This is a genomic window from Sediminicoccus rosea (assembly GCF_033547095.1).
Lineage (GTDB): Bacteria > Pseudomonadota > Alphaproteobacteria > Acetobacterales > Acetobacteraceae > Roseococcus > Roseococcus rosea.
In genome coordinates, this window is the sequence record NZ_CP137852.1 from 1,624,994 (window position 1) to 1,641,084 (window position 16,091).

At 69.8% G+C, this 16,091-nt stretch carries 14 protein-coding genes and 4 tRNA genes; 11 read left to right on the plus strand and 7 right to left on the minus strand.

Translation table 11 applies throughout. From position 1 onward, the window contains the following. Positions 1-8: 8 nt before the first annotated feature. The gene (locus R9Z33_RS07755; RefSeq protein WP_318650733.1) at positions 9-2,819 is read right to left on the minus strand and encodes an ATP-binding protein; all 2,811 of its coding nucleotides are present in this window, start codon (positions 2,817-2,819) and stop codon (positions 9-11) included. A gap of 228 nt (positions 2,820-3,047) precedes the next feature. After that, complete coding sequence (locus R9Z33_RS07760; protein ID WP_318650734.1) at positions 3,048-3,587, minus strand: invasion associated locus B family protein; 540 nt, start codon at positions 3,585-3,587, stop codon at positions 3,048-3,050. Positions 3,588-3,725: 138 nt separating this feature from the next. Here R9Z33_RS07760 and R9Z33_RS07765 point away from each other — a divergent pair. Beyond that, positions 3,726-3,802 (plus strand) — tRNA-Pro (locus tag R9Z33_RS07765). A gap of 48 nt (positions 3,803-3,850) precedes the next feature. Next, positions 3,851-5,470 (plus strand): peptide chain release factor 3, encoded by a 1,620-nt coding sequence (locus tag R9Z33_RS07770; RefSeq protein ID WP_318650735.1) that lies wholly within the window; start codon positions 3,851-3,853, stop codon positions 5,468-5,470. Positions 5,471-5,525: 55 nt separating this feature from the next. On the opposite strand, the gene R9Z33_RS07775 is transcribed toward R9Z33_RS07770, so the two are convergent. Further along, positions 5,526-7,220 carry a GMC family oxidoreductase gene (locus R9Z33_RS07775; RefSeq protein WP_318650736.1) on the minus strand — a complete coding sequence of 565 codons (1,695 nt, stop codon included), beginning with the start codon at positions 7,218-7,220 and terminating at the stop codon, positions 5,526-5,528. A 137-nt stretch (positions 7,221-7,357) separates the two neighbouring features. Continuing rightward, entirely contained in the window at positions 7,358-7,771 is a 414-nt protein-coding gene (locus R9Z33_RS07780) for a RidA family protein (RefSeq protein WP_318650737.1), read from the minus strand. A gap of 248 nt (positions 7,772-8,019) precedes the next feature. On the opposite strand from R9Z33_RS07780, the gene R9Z33_RS07785 reads away from it, so the two are divergent. Next, positions 8,020-8,739, plus strand: a complete 720-nt coding sequence (locus R9Z33_RS07785; RefSeq protein WP_318650738.1) for a helix-turn-helix transcriptional regulator — start codon at positions 8,020-8,022, stop codon at positions 8,737-8,739. Between the two features lie 20 nt (positions 8,740-8,759). On the opposite strand, the gene R9Z33_RS07790 is transcribed toward R9Z33_RS07785, so the two are convergent. The 3 genes from R9Z33_RS07790 to R9Z33_RS07800 form a co-directional block, all read right to left on the minus strand. Beyond that, complete coding sequence (locus R9Z33_RS07790; protein WP_318650739.1) at positions 8,760-9,416, minus strand: glutathione S-transferase family protein; 657 nt, start codon at positions 9,414-9,416, stop codon at positions 8,760-8,762. Positions 9,417-9,480: 64 nt separating this feature from the next. Beyond that, entirely contained in the window at positions 9,481-10,371 is an 891-nt protein-coding gene (locus tag R9Z33_RS07795; RefSeq protein WP_318650740.1) for a metal ABC transporter solute-binding protein, Zn/Mn family, read from the minus strand. Between the two features lie 57 nt (positions 10,372-10,428). Next, positions 10,429-11,181 (minus strand): hypothetical protein, encoded by a 753-nt coding sequence (locus R9Z33_RS07800; RefSeq protein ID WP_318650741.1) that lies wholly within the window; start codon positions 11,179-11,181, stop codon positions 10,429-10,431. Positions 11,182-11,337: 156 nt separating this feature from the next. Between R9Z33_RS07800 and R9Z33_RS07805 the strand changes: the two genes are divergently transcribed. From R9Z33_RS07805 to nusG, 8 genes are all read left to right on the plus strand, one after another. Next, positions 11,338-12,147, plus strand: coding sequence for a class I SAM-dependent methyltransferase (locus R9Z33_RS07805; RefSeq protein WP_318650742.1), 810 nt, complete (start codon positions 11,338-11,340; stop codon positions 12,145-12,147). Positions 12,148-12,257: 110 nt separating this feature from the next. Further along, positions 12,258-13,205 carry a prolyl aminopeptidase gene (pip, locus tag R9Z33_RS07810; protein WP_318650743.1) on the plus strand — a complete coding sequence of 316 codons (948 nt, stop codon included), beginning with the start codon at positions 12,258-12,260 and terminating at the stop codon, positions 13,203-13,205. 264 nt (positions 13,206-13,469) lie between these two features. After that, positions 13,470-13,552 (plus strand) — tRNA-Tyr (locus R9Z33_RS07815). Between the two features lie 90 nt (positions 13,553-13,642). Continuing rightward, positions 13,643-13,716, plus strand: a tRNA-Gly gene (locus tag R9Z33_RS07820). An 85-nt stretch (positions 13,717-13,801) separates the two neighbouring features. Further along, positions 13,802-14,989 carry an elongation factor Tu gene (gene tuf, locus R9Z33_RS07825; protein WP_318650744.1) on the plus strand — a complete coding sequence of 396 codons (1,188 nt, stop codon included), beginning with the start codon at positions 13,802-13,804 and terminating at the stop codon, positions 14,987-14,989. 78 nt (positions 14,990-15,067) lie between these two features. Continuing rightward, positions 15,068-15,144: transfer RNA gene (locus R9Z33_RS07830), tRNA-Trp, on the plus strand. A 153-nt stretch (positions 15,145-15,297) separates the two neighbouring features. After that, complete coding sequence (secE, locus tag R9Z33_RS07835) at positions 15,298-15,489, plus strand: preprotein translocase subunit SecE (RefSeq protein ID WP_318650745.1); 192 nt, start codon at positions 15,298-15,300, stop codon at positions 15,487-15,489. 56 nt (positions 15,490-15,545) lie between these two features. Then, positions 15,546-16,082, plus strand: coding sequence for a transcription termination/antitermination protein NusG (gene nusG / locus R9Z33_RS07840; RefSeq protein ID WP_213617385.1), 537 nt, complete (start codon positions 15,546-15,548; stop codon positions 16,080-16,082). Positions 16,083-16,091: the final 9 nt, after the last annotated feature.

A 16,091-nucleotide genomic window follows, 5' to 3' on the forward strand; every position in this document is an offset into this window, starting at 1 on the left:
GCCGGGCCTCAGGCGCTGACGGCCACGCGCTGCAGCAGCGGCAGCGTGTCGGCCACGATTTCCGGCAGGGCGGCCAGATGCGGCGTCACGTCCTGCCCGGCGCGGATGGCGCGCTGCAGCCGGTCGATCCCGTTGGTCAGCCGCTCGGCGCCCAGGCTGCGGGCGGGCTCCATCACCATGTGCGCGGCCTGGCGCATGCGCGTCACATCCCGCGCGATGCGCGGCTCGGCCAGCACGGCGCAGCCTTCGCGGATCTCCTCCACCATGTCGTGCATCGCATGGGCGGCCAGCGCGCCGAGATCGGCGAGCGAGCGCCGCAGCGTCGCCTCGTTCACCAGGGGCGGCTCCTCGGGGCGGGGGGCGGTCATGCTGGGCAGGGCGCTGCGCCAGGAATGGCCCGCGACGAGGTCCTGCATGGCGGCGAGCAGCGCGTCACGGTCGATCGGCTTGGCCAGGTGGCCATCCATCCCCGCCTCGTAGCAGGCGGAAATCTCCTCGGGCAGGGTGGAGGCGGTGACGCCGAGGATGGGGATCGTCCCCTTGGGCGCGGGCAGGGCACGGATGCGGCGCGTGGCCTCCAGCCCGTCCATCCCGGGCATGTGGACATCCATCAGCACGATATCGAAGGCGTGGCGCTCCACCGCGGTGACGGCCGCCGCACCGCTGCTCACGAACTCTACCCGGTGCCCCGCGGGCGCCAGCAGCGCCTGCACGACGAGGCGGTTGGGCGCAAGGTCATCGGCCACCAGGACCAGCAGGCCGGGCATGCCGGGCATGGGCGGGGGCGGCGCGGGCGCGGGCTCGGGCAGGGGCCGTTCGGCCAGCGTCCGCAGCGGCAATTCGAGCCAGAAGAGCGCGCCTGCCCCGGGCTCGCTGTCGCAGCCGATGGCGCCCCCCATGGCGGCGGCGAGCCGCGCGGTGATGGCGAGGCCGAGGCCGGTGCCCAGCCCCTCGCTCTCGCCATGCGGGGAGATCTGCGCGAAGTCCCGGAACAGGAGGTGGCGCTTGTCGGGCGGCACGCCGGGGCCGCTGTCCTGCACTTCGATCCGCAGGCCCTGCTGGTGGCGCGCGAGCGGACGCACGCGCAGATCCACCCGCCCGCCATCGGGCGTGAACTTCACCGCGTTGGAAAGCAGGTTCAGCAGCATCTGCCGCAGCCGCATGGCGTCCGCCTCGACCATCTCCGGCATGGCGGGCGAGAGGTCGAGCGAGAGGCGAAGGCGCTTGCGGTCCACATCGGGCGCCATGAGGCCGACGCAGGCCTCGAAGAGCGGGCGCAGCATCACGGGCCGGAGGTCGAGGTCGAGCTGCCCGGCCTCGATCTTGGTGAGGTCCAGCAGGCGGTTCACCAGCTCGCGCAGATGGGCGCCGGCATCGTGCAGCAGGCGCAGCTGGTCGCGCTGGGTGTGGCCCAGGTTGTTGTCCTGCATCAGCGCCTGGGCGAAGCCCAGCATGGAGTTCAGCGGCGTCCGCAGCTCATGCGACATGCGGGCGAGGAACATGCCCTTCGCCACGTCCTCGGCATGGGCGGCGTCACGCGCGCGGGCGAGTTCCTCATTGGCGCGCTTCAGCTCGGTGATGTCGGTGCGGATGCCGATGGTGCCGCCATCGGGCGTCATGCGCTCGGTGATCAGGATCCAGCGGCCATCGGGCAGCAGGGATTCGAGCGGCGGGCCCTTGGAGCGGCGCCAGCGCACCATCTCGTCGATGGCGGCCTCGATGTCGCCCGTCAGCTGCGGGAACTGCCCGCGCAGCGCGCCCTCGCGCATGATGTCGCGGAAGGAGGCGCCCTCGCGAATGAAGGGGGCGGAGAGGGCATACATCTCGCGGAAGCGCTGGTTGCAGATCACCAGCCGGTCATCGGGCCCGAACAGCACGAAGCCGTCGCTCATGCTGTCGAGCGCGTTCGCGAGCGTGGTGCGCCAGCGGTCGCGGTCGCCCTCCGTGCGCTCGCGCTGACGGAGCATGATGGAGAGCAGGCCGGCCAGCGTGATGATGAGCAGCCCGAAGGCGGCGGAAAAGAGGATGGCGGGCCAGCGGTCCGACGACCAGGCGGCCAGCGCCGCCTCGCGCGTCATGGTCACGCGGATGGTGAGGTTGCCGTACAGGGTGGGCCGGGTGAGCGCGACCACGGGCGGTTCGGCCGCGGGATCGGGGCGGGTCGCGATCTGTGCTTCCTCATGCGGCAGGGCGGCGAGCAGCAGCCCGTCATTGCGCATCAGCGTGATCCGCAGCCCCGGCGCATCGCCGCCCGAGGCAAGCAGCTGGCTGAGATTGGCGAGCGGGATCTCGGCCATGGCCGTGGCGTTGGGCAGGCCCGAGATGTTCACCGGATGGGCGAAGAACAGGCCCCATTCGCGGGAGGCCGGGTTGCGGATGGGCCCGCCGATGCGGAGCCCGCCCTCATGCAGGCCGGATTCGTTGAAGCTCGGCCCCGTCGGCCCCGGCAGGCGGCGGCGACGATAGACGCTGAGCGCGGTGGCGACGGCCTGGCCGGTGGAATCCAGCACCAGGATGTCGCGGTAGATGAGGTTCTGGTTGTTGAGTTCCTGCAGCACCTCGCTCGCGCGGTTGGCGTCGAACCGGCCGTCGCGGGCGGGGCCCAGGATGACGGGCAGGCCGAAGAGCAGCGATTCGACCTGGGTGAAGTGGCGGTTGATGTTGGCTTCGACCGCGCGGGCAATGCGCTCCACCGTCTGGTGGGCCTGGGCCAGCGCCTCCTGCCGGCCGCGCTCCACCATCAGGCCGGTGGCCAGCGCCTGCACGAGCAGGATGGCCACGGCGGCGCCGAGGACGGTGCGGCGGAGGGAGCGGGTCAAGGGCGCGTCAGACCGGGCATGGCCGCTCATTCGCCGGCGGGCCCTGCGTTGCAGGATCACCGACGCCGGGCGTCTCGCCGCGGGTGGAGCGTGCAGCCAAGTAATTGCCCTGGAATTTGGAATTGTCTCTGAGGTGGAAATTTATCTGTCCGGGCGTGATTCGACAACGAAAGAAGCCCGAATTCAGATGTTTGTAGAGAAGTGTTGCCCCGAAGACTCAGGTGGGGGTCAAAATCCCTCGCGGGCCAGGGCGTCCAGGGCCTGGCCGAAGCCGCGGGTGGAGAAGGGCAGCGCCACCTCGCCGCCCAGGGCATCGCGATATTCCAGCCGGCCTTGCGCCTCGCGCGCGCGCAGCCGGGCGAGCTGGGCCGCGCTGACATCCGTCTCGGCCACGCAGCCGCGCGGGCCGCAGGCGCGCAGGGTGACCGGGATGGCGGCGGCGCGGTCGGGCAGCTGGATGAGCATGGGGGCGGCCACCGTCACATTGGCGGGGATGAGGACGATGAGGCGCATGGGGTCGCCCCGCTGCGCCCGGCCGAAGGCGAATTGCGCCACCGGCAGGCGGCGCTGGTCCTGGAGGGATTGCAGCACCTCGCAGCCGCGCGGGCCGGCCGGGCGCGTCTCGCAGCGCAGCACCCAGTCGCCGAAGCTGGCATTGGTGACGTTGGGGGGAGTGGCCGGCGCCTGGCCCGGGGGCTGGTTTGGTGCCTGGGCTTGCGCCGGCGCGGCCAGCAGCGCCGCCGCCAGCGCCATGCTCCAAAGCCGCATCGCTCGTCCCGCCTGTTTCATCGCCGCAGTCTAGCCGGGCCGGCCGTCCGACGCGACGTGGGCAAATGTGACGAATGCCGACAAGTCATGCCGGGGCCCCTTGGACAAGCGCGAAACGGGTGGTAAGGCCTCCCGCGTCGGAGCGTAGCGCAGTCTGGTAGCGCACCAGTCTGGGGGACTGGGGGTCGTGGGTTCGAATCCCGCCGCTCCGACCATCGCGGCCTTTCCCCGAGCTTCCCCCTGCCTCCCGCGGAGAGCCGTTCTTGGACCAGGACACGCCCGAAGCCTTCACCACGGCGGCCGCCCATGAGGCGTCGCGCCGGCGCAGTTTCGCCATCATCGCCCACCCCGACGCCGGCAAGACCACGCTGACCGAGAAGCTGCTGCTCAAGGGCGGCGCCATCCAGCTGGCCGGCCAGGTGCGCGCCAAGGGCAATCGCCGCGCGACGCGCTCGGACTGGATGAGCATCGAGCAGGATCGCGGCATCTCGGTCGCGACCTCGGTCATGACCTTCGAGCGCGACGGGCTGATCTTCAACCTGCTGGACACGCCGGGCCATGAGGACTTCTCGGAGGACACCTACCGCACGCTGACCGCGGTGGACGCGGCCGTGATGGTGCTGGACGCGGCCAAGGGCATCGAGGCGCAGACGCTCAAGCTTTTCGAGGTCTGCCGCCTGCGCGACATCCCGATCATCACCTTCATCAACAAGATGGACCGCGAGGGGCGGGACCCGCTGGAACTGCTCGACGAGATCGAGAAGACGCTGGCCCTCGACGTCTCGCCCGCCGCCTGGCCGGTGGGGCAGGGGCGGGACCTGCTTGGCGTCTATGACCTGCTGGACCCGGCGCTGCGCATGCTGGACACGGCGGATGGCAGCCATATCCCGCTCTCGGGCCTGGAAGACCCGCAGCTGGAGACGCTGGTGCCCGAGGGGCTGCTGGCCGAGCTGCGCGATCAGGCGGGCCTCGTCACCGGCGGCTATCCGGAATTCGACCGCGAGGCCTTCCTGCAGGGCACGCTGACGCCCGTCTTCTTCGGCAGCGCGCTGCGTGATTTCGGCGTGGGACACCTGCTGGACGGGCTGGCGCGCCTCGCCCCCCCGCCGCGCCCGCGCGCGGCCGATGCGCGGATGGTGGCACCCGGCGAGGCGAAGCTGACGGGCTTCGTCTTCAAGGTGCAGGCCAATATGGACCCGCAGCACCGCGACCGCGTGGCGTTCCTGCGGGTCTGCTCGGGCCGGCTGCAGAAGGGCGCGCGCCTGCTCCAGGTCCGCACCGGCAAGCAGGTGCCGGTCAATGCGCCGCTCTTCTTCTTCGCGAAGGACCGCCAGGTGGCGGAAGAGGCCTGGCCCGGCGATGTGGTGGGCATCGCCAATCACGGGATTCTCCGCATCGGCGACACGCTGACCGAGGGCGAGCCGATCAATTTCCGCGGCGTCCCCTCCTTCGCGCCCGAGCATCTGCGCCGCGTGCGCCTGGATGATCCGATGCTGGCCAAGAAGCTCAACAAGGCGCTGGAGCAGCTGGCCGACGAGGGTGTCGTGCAGATCTTCCGCCCGCTGGATGGCTCGCCGCCGGTGATCGGCGTGGTGGGCCTGCTGCAGATCGATGTGCTGCAGAGCCGCCTCAAGGTGGAATACGGTGTGCCGGCGGGCTTCGAGCACACGCAGTGGGAGTATCTGCGCTGGGTGACCTCGGAGGATCGCGACGCCATCGCGCGCTTCAGCCAGTTCAACCGGAGCGAACTGGCCGAGGATCATGACGGCGCGCTGGTGGCGCTCTTTGCTTCCGACTGGCGGCGCAAGCGGGCGGAGGAGGAGTGGAAGATGCTGAGCTTCCACGCGCTGCGGGAGCAGCACGCCCTGCCCGAGAAGAAGTAGCAGGGCGCTGCCCGCACCCGCCGGGGCCCAGAGGCCCCGGACCCCAGGCCTGGGATCAACCCACCATGCTGGCCGCGATCTTCTCCGCCGTCATCATCGTCGGGAAGTTCGTGTTGGCGCAGGGGACCACCGGGAAGATCGAAGCGTCCACCACGCGCAGGCCCTCAATGCCCTTCACGCGGCCCTCGTTGTCCACGACGGCGCGCGGATCATCCTCCGCCCCCATCCGGCAGGAGCAGGAGGCGTGCCAGACGCCGATCGCGGCCTTGCGGATGAAGCCCTCCAGCGCCGCGTCATCGGTCATCACCTCGTCGAAGCGGTAGCCTTCGATCACGAAGCGATCGATGAAGCGCGAGCGGAGGAAGCCCGGCCCGTCCATCACCGCGCTGATGACGTTCGTCAGGAAGCGGTTCTTGGCATTGATGACGCCGAGCTTGCGGACGCGGTCCGTGTAGCTCGCCGGGAAGTGGTCCGTCGTCACCTTGCCGAGCTCGCCGCTCATCTGGATCGCGGCCATCATGCGGAAGCCCGTCATCAGGCGCTCGAGGTCGCGCGTGTCGGAGAGGAGGTTGAACTCCACCACCGGCTCGGCGTTCCAGTCGCGCGAGGCGAGGCGCACCTGGCCAGCCTCGGAATAGGTCTTGTTCACCCAGAGCAGCAGCGAGGCCACCTGCTTGCCCACCGCATGCCAGGCCGATTTGCTGACCGCGGCGGCGAACATGTCGCCCGGCGGGATGCCCTCGAGGTTCGAGGAATAGCGCAGCCCCACCAGGATGTGCCGCCGCGTTCGCTCATCCACCCGCGCACCGCGGCGCAGATAGGAGGAGAGCGAGACGGAGGGGTGGTCCATCAGTCCCTGGCCGACGCCGGGCAGGTTCTGCCGCACCTCGATCCCCATCTCGCGCAGATGCGCCGCCGGGCCGATGCCGGCGCGCAGCAGATGCGCGGGCGAATGGATCGCGCCGGAGGAGAGGATGATCTCCCGCCCGCGGAATTCCTGCTCCTGGCCTTTGACCAGGGCCACGACGCCGACGCAGCGATTGCCCTCGAAGATGAGGGACTTCACCTGCGTCTCGGTCGAGATGGTCAGGTTCTCGCGCGCGCGGGTCGTGCGGTCGAGATAGCCCATCGCCGCCGAGGCGCGCTGCTCGCCCTCGTTCGAGATGGTCATCGGGAAATAGCCGTCCTCGAAGACGCCGTTCTGGTCGGGCAGGAACTTGAAGCCCGCGGCCTTGAAGGCGGCGGCGGCGGCCTTGGCGTGGTTGTTCCAGTGCTCGGGCGGGATGCGGCGCACCGGGATGCGCCCTTCCTTGCCATGCAGCGGGCCATCGAAATCGAGGTCGCGCTCGACCTTCTTGAAGAAGGGCAGCACGGCATCCCAGTTCCAGCCGGCGGCACCGCGCTGCTCCCATTCGTCGTAGTCCGTGGGGGCGCCGCGATTGGCGAGCTGGCCGTTGATGGAGGAGCCACCGCCCAGCACCCGCGCCTGCTCATATTTGCGGAGCGGCGGGCGTTCCTCCGGGCGGTTGTGGGGGATGACCTGGGTGTGGACCTTCAACTCGGTCCAGTGGAAGCGCGGGTCGAAATAGGCGGTGCCGGGGTAGCTGTCCTTGATCTCGGCCGGCTCCTCGCCCGGGGGCGTGTCGGGGCCGGCCTCGCAGACCAGGACCTTCCGGTGACTCTGCGCCGAGAGGCGATGCGCCAGCACCGAACCGGCCGAACCGCCGCCGACAATGATCGTGTCCCACATGCGGATTCCCGCGCCTCCCTGATGCGGCCGCCCTGCTGCGGCGACCTTCCTGTTCGGCATGGAATCTGCACGGGAACGCCCGGCCTGTTAAGCGGCCGGCGCGTGAAATCGCCGCCGCGCCGCAAGCCGGCGCGGCCTCAGTCGAGCCAGACGACGGCCTCGACCTCGAACAGCATGGCATCGAGCGCGAGCCTCGGCACCGGCACCAGGGTCTGCGCCGGCGGGGCATCGCCGAAGGCGCACCGCACCGCCTGCGTCAGCGGGCCGAGCTTCGGCATGTCATGCCCCACCACGAAGAGCGTGAGCTTCACCACCTGGCGCGGCGCGGCGCCCAGCGACTCCAGCACCGCGAGGAGATGGGCGTAGGCGAGGTTCACCTGCTGCCCGAAATCGGGCGGGAAGCCGCCATCCGTATCATGCCCGCCCAGCCCCGAGATGAAGGCGAGGCGTCCCGCGGCGGGAGTGACCACGGCGGTGCTGTAGCCATGCGGGGTGGGGTCGGGCAGGCAGGACGGGTTGATGATGCGGGGCGTGGTGTCGCGGGATGCCATCTTCGGTCTCCATGTCGGGTTGGACATGGCGCTGATGCAGCGCAACGGTGCCAGATCCTGGCACCATTCACGTTCCGGCCCTTCGCCGGGAGGCTGATCCACGTCTTCGGGGTTTCCAGCAAGGACGATCAGGCCCCAGACCACGCTGCGTTCACATGCGCGCACGCCGCAGGGTTCAGCCTTGGCCGGGCGGATGATGGGGCGTTGCGGCGATACCGCCGCGACGCATCTTGCCCTAGCGTCCCGGCATGACGCCCCGCCTCAGACACGACGCCATCGTGCGGCTGCTGCGCCGCCAGGGCAGCGCCACCGTGCAGGAGCTGGCGCGCGCGGTCGGCGCCTCACGCCGCACCATCCTGCGCGACATCGCCGCCCTGCGTGACCAGGGCTTCGTCATCCATGCCGAGGCCGGGCGGGGGGGCGGGCTGCAGCTGGACCCGCAATCGGTGCAGACCAGCCCGCGGCTTTCCGTGCCGGAGGTCTTCGCCCTGCTCATCAGCGTCGCCGCCATGCGCGCGAGCGGCGCCTTGCCGTTCTCGGGCCTCGCCGATGCCGGCCTCGCCAAGATCGAGCGGGCCCTGCCGCCGGAGAAGGTGCGCGACCTGCGCCGCTTTCTCGATTGCCTCCATGTCGGGCGTCTCTCGCCGCGGCAGGATGTCTCAGCGCTGGGGGCGATGGATGCGGCGCTGCTTCCGGCCTTCGAACGCGCCTTTCTCGAACGGCTTCGCCTGCGCTTCCGTTACCGGGATGCCAAGGGGGCCGTCACGACGCGCGAGGTGGAGCCGCAGGCGATGCTGCTGCTCCCGCCGCTCTGGTATCTCGTCGCCTGGGATCCGGCGCGGGCGGATTTCCGCCATTTCCGGATGGATCGGATCAGCCGGCCGACCCTGCTGGAGGGCCCGCCCTTCCGGCGCCGGCACGTGCCCTTCGAGCAGGATGTCTGCCCCTTCCGGGACCTGCCGCGCTGAGGGGCGCGGCAGGCCGGGCCTCAGGCCGGTTCCTTGTCCCGGTCCGCCATCATCTGCTTGAAGGCGGGCCGCGCGTGGCAGGCGGCGAGCCAGGCCTTCACATGCGGCGCCGCCTCGAACAGCTCTTTCGCCGGCATGGCGTAGCGGATCACTTCGGCCAGGTTGATGTCGGCCACGGTGAAACGCCCGCCCACCAGGAAGCCGGTCTTGGCCAGCGCCGCGTCCAGCACGGCGAAGGGCGCGCGCAGCGCCTCGATGGAGGCCTGGGCCAGCGCCGCATCGCGCTCGGCCGGCGGCTTCGCCACCATGTTGTAGAGGATCTCGATCGTGTGCGGCTCGGCCTCGGTCATCGCCCAGATGGACCAGGCGGTCATCTCCGCATCCTCGCGCAGGTTCGCCGGTGCCAGCGGGCCGCCATGCTTCTTCGCCATGTAGAGGTTGATGGCGAGCGACTCGGCGAGCACCAGCCCGTCATCCTCCATGGCCGGGATGCGGCCATTGGGGTTCACCTTGAGGAATTCCGGCGAGCGCGTGTTGATCTGGGCCCCGGGCGCCAGCGGGTCGGCCAGGCGACCGGCCTGGATCACGGGCACATGGCGGAAGGGCATCCCCGCCTCCAGCGCCAGCCAGACGTTGCGGGAGGCGCGCGAGCGATAGACGCCGTAGATGGTGAGCATGCGGAAGCGTTCTCCAGGAATTTCGCCAAGCCTCGCATGATCGCCCCGGGAAGGGGAGGGGGCGTCAGCCCTGCATCGCCGCGACCATCAGCGTCACATTGTGGCGCATCATCGCCTCATAGGTCGCGGCTGGGCCGTCCGGCGCGGAGAGCGCATCGGCGTAGAGCCGCCCGCGCACCGTCACCCCCGCCTCCTCGGCCAGGCGGCGCAGCGTGGCGGGGTTGGCCATGTTCTCCATGAAGACCGCGGTGATGTTCTGCGCACGGATCTGCCGGATCAGGTTCGCCACCTGCTGGGCCGAGGGCTCGGATTGCAGCCCCACCCCCTGCGGCGCCAGGAAGCGCACGCCATAGGCGGCGCCGAAATAGGCGAAGGCGTCGTGGCTCGTGATGACGACGCGCCGCGCCTCCGGCACGCGGGCGATCTCGGCGCGCACCCAGGCGTCCAGCGCCTCCAGCCGCGCGGTGGCGGCGGCTGCGCGGCCGCGATATTCCGCCGCGCCCGCCGCATCCGCCCGGACCAGCCCGGCCTCGATATTGCGGAGATAGCCGATGGCCAGGCGCGCATCCTGCCAGGCATGCGGGTCCTGGCTGCCATGATTGTGCCCGGGCGTAGGTGCCGCGCGGCGCAGCGTGAGCCCCTCGGTCGCCAGGACGTTCACGCCGGAAAAGCCGGTCGAGGCGATCAGGCGGTTGAACCAGTTGTCGAAGCCCGCGCCGTTGCGCAGCACGAGGCGCGCGCCGCGCACCGCCTCGGCATGGGAGGGGCGGGGCTGGAAATGATGCGCGTCCACATCGGGGCCGGCGATGACGCGCAACTCCATGCGCTCGCCCGCCACGTCGCGCAGCAGGTCCCCGAGGATGGAGAAGGAGGCGACGGCGACCGGGCGGGGCTGGGCCGCGGCGGGGCGGGCCAGCAGAAGGCCGGGGGCGGCGAGGAGGGCGCGGCGATGCATCGGGCGAAGTCCAGACGGGTTATGATATAACCTATCTGGACCGGAAGCGCGCCCTTTTCAACGCCCGAAGAGGCGCTTCAGCCAGCCGCGCAGGCCCTCGCCGCGCTTCACGCTCTTCTGGTGCGCGACATGCGGGCGGCGGGACGGGGGCGGCAGGGCGGTGGCGACGCTGTGGCGCCCGGTGTCCAGCGCTTCGATCAGCCGAAGTTCGAGCATGATGACCTGCGCCACCGCCTCGGGCGGATTTTCGCGCAGCAGGGCCTGCGCGGTCTCGGCCGCGTCGTCCCAGGCTTCGGCGCGGCGCAGCGCGTCCACCACGCGCACCCGCTGCTCGGCATCCAGCGGCGGGCCGCTGCGCCAGAGCGCCACCGCCTCCAGCCGCCAGGCGGAGGCGAGGTCGTGCCGCCCGAGGTCATCGGCGATCCAGGCGGCGTGCAGCGTGGCCTCGGCCGCGGCGTGCAGCGCGCCGGTCTCCTCCAGCACGAGCGCCCAGGCCAGGAAGCGCCGGGCGAGCGGCGGATGGGAGGCGTCGTTCAGCAGGGCGCGGAAATTGGCCGCGCCCACGGCCTGGGCGGCGGCGGGGTGGGCCTGGGTGATGTCGGGCGCCGAATAGCCGCAATGCGGGCATTGCTGCAGCCAGCGGGCCATGGTGCCGCGGATCGGCTGGCCCGGCCGCAGGTCGAGGTCGGGCGCCTGTTCGGGGGCGGCGGGGCGGAAGGGCTGCTGGCGGCTTTCCGTCCCGCAGACGCCGCAGACCGCGCCATGGGGCGCGGTGGAGGCGGAGCCGGGGGCGGGGCGGGGTTGGGCCATGGGTATAATCTAGGCATGCCGGGGCGTTTGGCGAAGGGGGCATGCGTGGCATGCCGCGCCGTCTGGCACGCTTGCAATCCGCCCCGGCTGCTTGCAAGGAACCCGCGATGCGGCTGCGCGATGCCCGCCGGCCCGGCCCGACCCAGGACGCCCATGGTGAACACCCCGTCTCAGCCGCGCGACTTGCCGACCGACCTCGCGGAGCGCTTCGACCTCTGGGCGGCGGGAATCGCCTATGAGCTGGGCTTCTGGACGCATTGGGCGCAGACGCGGGGCGGCGGCTGGCCGGATGAATACGCCGCGCGCATGAACCCCGAGACGCCGCTGGTCCCCTGGCTGGCCGATCGCGCGCGGGAGACGGGGCTCACGCATCTGCGCGTGCTGGATGTGGGCGCGGGCCCGGTCACCTCGATCGGCTATGTGCCGCCGCCCGGCATGACCATCGAGATCGTGCCGACCGATCCGCTGGCCGATGCCTATACGCGTATCTTCGACGCGATGGGCCTGAAGCGGCCGGTGCCGACCGTCTTCGCCCCGGCGGAGGAGCTTTCGGCCTTCCTGCCGGAGGATTCCTTCGACATCGTCCATTGCCGCAACGCGCTGGACCATTCCTTCGACCCGATCCGCGGCCTGACGGAAATGCTGCGCGTCGTGAAGATGGACGGGCAGATCATGCTCTACCACAACCCGAACGAGGCGGAGGGCGAGGGCTATTCCGGCTTCCACCAGTATAATTTCGACGTGGAGGATGAGCGCTTCATCATCTGGCGCGGCGCGCAGCGCTGGGACGTGCAGAACGAGCTGCCGGTCCGCACCTGGATGCGGGCGCGCCGGCGCGGGCATGTCTCCGTCCTGATCCAGAAGCGCAAGCCCATGCCGCAGGAGCGCGAGAGCCGCTTCCGCACCCGCTTCGCCGAGACCTCGCGCGCGCTGACGAACCTGCTGATCCGCCGCAGCCTTGGCTGACGCAGGGGGCGGCGGATCATGAATGGGACGCGAAAGACTCTGGAGGTTGCGCGGCACATCGCCTAACCTCGCCGCCGCCAGGCCCCCGACAAACCGGATTTGCAAGCACCATGCCGCGCGGTGACCTTTTCCCCGATATCGCCCCCTTCGAGACCGGCCTCCTGCCGCTCGGCGACGGGCATGTGATGTATTGGGAGCAGGTCGGCAATCCGCGCGGGCAGCCGGTGCTCTTCCTGCATGGCGGGCCCGGGGCCGGGGCGGGGGCGGTGCATCGCCGCTTCTTCGACCCCACCCATTGGCGCCTCATCATCTTCGACCAGCGCGGCGCCGGCCGCTCCCGCCCCTTGGGCGAATTGCGCGCCAACACCACGCCGCACCTGGTGCAGGACATCGAGACGCTCCGGAACTTCCTCGGCATCGAGAAATGGCTGCTTTTCGGTGGCTCCTGGGGCTCCACGCTGGCCCTGGCCTATGCCCAGGCGCATCCGCAATGCGTGACGGGCTGCGTGCTGCGCGGCGTCTTCCTCGGCCGCGACGAGGAGGTGGACTGGTTCCTCTACGGCCTGCGCCGGATCTTCCCCGATGCCTGGGCCGCCTTCGCCGAGCACATCCCCGAGGCCGAGCGGCATGACCTGCTGACCGCCTATCTCAACCGCCTGACCGACCCGGAGCCGGCGGTCCACCTCCTCGCGGCCCGGGCCTGGAGCCATTACGAGGGCAGTTGCTCCACCCTGCTGCCCAGCCCGGAGACGGTGGCCTCCTTCGCGCAGGACCGCACGGCGCTGGGCCTCGCGCGGATCGAGGCGCATTATTTCGCGCACAAGCTCTTCCTGCGGGAGGGTGGGCTTCTCGCCGGCATGCAGGACATCGCGCAGATCCCGGCCGAGATCATCCAGGGCCGCTACGACATGGTCTGCCCGGCGGAGACCGCCTTCGAACTCGCGGCGCATTGGCCGCGCGCGCGGCTGACGGTGGTGCCCGATGCCGGGCATTCGGCGCTGGAGCCGGGCATCCGCACCGCGCTGGTGAGTGCCGTGGAGCGCTTCCGCCGCCGCTGAGGCGCGACGTGCGGCGCCAAGGCCGCGCAATTCGAGCGTGCCCGCCATGCGGCATGCGCATCGCCCGGCTGCCGCATGCGCGATTCGCGCGGCGGGATTCCCGGTGCCTTCCGCATCTTCGTGGCGCGATCGCGCGGGAAGCCCCTGGCGGACGCGTTTCCTCGGCGGGGGCTGATTGACAGGGTGCCGCGAAACCGCTTGAACCCGCCCGCTTCCATCGGACGCGCGGACCGCCCTGCCTGAGGTTGGTTCGTGCGCTTCTACGGAGGGGTGCCCGAGTGGCTAAAGGGGACGGACTGTAAATCCGTTGGCTTGCGCCTACGCTGGTTCGAATCCAGCCCCCTCCATATTCCCCGGTGGCAGTGGGTCTTTTCCGCGGGTGGCCTTTTGGCCGTGCGTGCGGGGGGCTCCTCGGTTATCCTCACCACCGCTTCGGCGCGGGTGTAGCTCAATGGTAGAGCACCAGCCTTCCAAGCTGGCTACGGGGGTTCGATTCCCCTCACCCGCTCCAGCCCCTGGGGTGGCGGGTTGGTGCTCCCAGGCGGCCCTCCCCGTGTCCGTGCGGCTTCTGGAACGATCATTCTCGGAGCTTTACGATGGCCAAGGCGAAGTTTGAGCGGAACAAGCCGCACTGCAACATTGGGACGATCGGCCATGTGGACCATGGCAAGACGTCTCTGACGGCGGCGATCACGAAGGTGCTGGCGAAGTCTGGTGGTGCGTCGTTCACGGCGTATGACCAGATTGACAAGGCGCCTGAGGAGCGGGCTCGAGGCATCACGATCTCGACGGCGCATGTCGAGTACGAGACGGCGAACCGTCACTACGCGCATGTGGATTGCCCTGGCCACGCGGACTACGTGAAGAACATGATCACGGGTGCGGCGCAGATGGACGGCGCGATCCTGGTTTGCTCGGCCGCTGACGGCCCGATGCCGCAGACGCGCGAGCACATCCTGCTGGCGCGCCAGGTGGGCGTGCCGGCGCTGGTGGTGTTCCTGAACAAGATGGACCTGGCGGACCCCGACCTGGTCGAGCTGGTGGAGATGGAGCTGCGCGAGCTGCTGTCCTCCTACCAGTTCCCGGGCGACGACATCCCCATCATCAAGGGCTCGGCGGTGGCCGCGCTCGAGGACAAGACGCCTGAGATCGGCGAGCAGGCGATCCTGAAGCTGATGGAAGCGGTGGACAGCTACATTCCGCAGCCGGAGCGCGCGATTGACCGTCCGTTCCTGATGCCGGTCGAGGACGTGTTCTCGATCTCGGGTCGCGGCACGGTGGTGACGGGCCGCGTGGAGCGCGGGATCGTGAAGGTGGGTGACGAAGTCGAGATCATCGGTCTGAAGGACACGGTGAAGACGACGGTGACGGGCGTCGAGATGTTCCGCAAGCTGCTGGACAGCGGCGAGGCGGGCGACAACATCGGCGCGCTGCTGCGTGGCACGAAGCGCGAGGATGTGGAGCGCGGCCAGGTTCTGGCCAAGCCCGGCTCGATCACGCCGCACACGCAGTTCAAGGCCGAGGCGTACATCCTGACGAAGGAAGAGGGCGGCCGCCACACGCCGTTCTTCACGAACTACCGTCCGCAGTTCTACTTCCGCACGACGGACGTGACGGGCATCGTGAAGCTGCCGGAAGGCGTTGAGATGGTGATGCCGGGCGACAACGTCTCGATGGATGTCGAGCTGATCGCGCCGATCGCGATGGATGAGGGCCTGCGCTTCGCGATCCGCGAGGGCGGCCGCACCGTCGGCGCCGGCGTCGTCGCCAGCATCGCGAAGTAAGCCGCGTTGACGCGGGCCTCGGCCTGCGGCAATCAAGGTTCGGGACGGGGTGGCGTGAATCGCTCCCCCGCCCCATGCAGGGGCGTAGCTCAATTGGCTAGAGTGCCGGTCTCCAAAACCGGAGGTTGTGGGTTCGAGACCCTCCGCCCCTGCCACTTTTCTTTCGCATCAGGCCGCCCCCATCAGGCCCCCCTGGGCGGGCGCCGGATGGTCTCCCCTGACCCTTGGATGTGGCGGCACGTTGCAAGACGGCCGCCAACATGCTTTCAGGGGGCACGCCGAGCGGCGCAAAGCAGGAAACCGGAATTTTGGCCAAGATCGATCCCGTTCAGTTCTCCCGGGAAGTGCGTCAGGAAGTCGCGAAGGTCACCTGGCCGTCGCGGCGGGAGACGTTGATCACGACCGGCCTCGTCCTGGCCCTGTCCTCGCTCGCGGCGGTGTTCTTCCTGGTGGTGGACCAGATCATCCAGTTCGCGATGAGCTGGATCTTCGGGTTCTGAAATTTCTGACGTGACCGCGCCCGCGGGCGCCGGATTGTGAAGCGAGGTTCTGGCCGATGGCCGATAAGCGTTGGTATGTCGTGCATGTCTATTCGGGCTTCGAGAAGAAGATCGCCGAGCAGATTCGCGCGCAGGCCGCCCAATCGGGTCTCGCCGACCGGATCGAGGACATCCTGGTCCCCACCGAGCAGGTGGTCGAGGTGCGTCGCGGCCAGAAGGTGGACACCGAGCGCAAGTTCTTCCCCGGCTATGTGCTGGTGAAGATGGAAATGACCGACGACACCTGGCACCTGGTGCGCGACACGCCCAAGGTCACGGGTTTCCTCGGCGCGCGCAACAAGCCGCAGCCCATCACCGAGGCCGAGGCGATGCGCATCGTCAACGCCATGGTCGAGGGCGCCGAGAAGCCGCGCCGCCCCGCTGTCCTCTTCGAGGTGGGCGAGCAGGTGCGCGTCTCGGACGGCCCCTTCACCAGCTTCAACGGCACGGTCGAGGAAGTGGACGAGGAGAAGGGCCGCCTGAAGGTCAGCGTCTCCATCTTCGGCCGCTCCACGCCGGTCGAACTCGAATACGGCCAGGTCGAGAAGCTCTGAGCGTGAAAA

Excerpts from the sequence above, each read along its gene's own strand:
- R9Z33_RS07800 (WP_318650741.1), bottom strand. The coding sequence starts at position 11,181 with ATGGCCCAACCCCGCCCCGCCCCCGGCTCCGCCTCCACCGCGCCCCAT.
- R9Z33_RS07790 (WP_318650739.1), bottom strand. The coding sequence starts at position 9,416 with ATGCTCACCATCTACGGCGTCTATCGCTCGCGCGCCTCCCGCAACGTC.
- tuf (WP_318650744.1), top strand. The coding sequence starts at position 13,802 with ATGGCCAAGGCGAAGTTTGAGCGGAACAAGCCGCACTGCAACATTGGG.
- pip (WP_318650743.1), top strand. The coding sequence starts at position 12,258 with ATGCCGCGCGGTGACCTTTTCCCCGATATCGCCCCCTTCGAGACCGGC.
- R9Z33_RS07775 (WP_318650736.1), bottom strand. The coding sequence starts at position 7,220 with ATGTGGGACACGATCATTGTCGGCGGCGGTTCGGCCGGTTCGGTGCTG.
- R9Z33_RS07780 (WP_318650737.1), bottom strand. The coding sequence starts at position 7,771 with ATGGCATCCCGCGACACCACGCCCCGCATCATCAACCCGTCCTGCCTG.
- R9Z33_RS07760 (WP_318650734.1), bottom strand. The coding sequence starts at position 3,587 with ATGCGGCTTTGGAGCATGGCGCTGGCGGCGGCGCTGCTGGCCGCGCCG.
- R9Z33_RS07795 (WP_318650740.1), bottom strand. The coding sequence starts at position 10,371 with ATGCATCGCCGCGCCCTCCTCGCCGCCCCCGGCCTTCTGCTGGCCCGC.
- R9Z33_RS07785 (WP_318650738.1), top strand. The coding sequence starts at position 8,020 with ATGACGCCCCGCCTCAGACACGACGCCATCGTGCGGCTGCTGCGCCGC.
- nusG (WP_213617385.1), top strand. The coding sequence starts at position 15,546 with ATGGCCGATAAGCGTTGGTATGTCGTGCATGTCTATTCGGGCTTCGAG.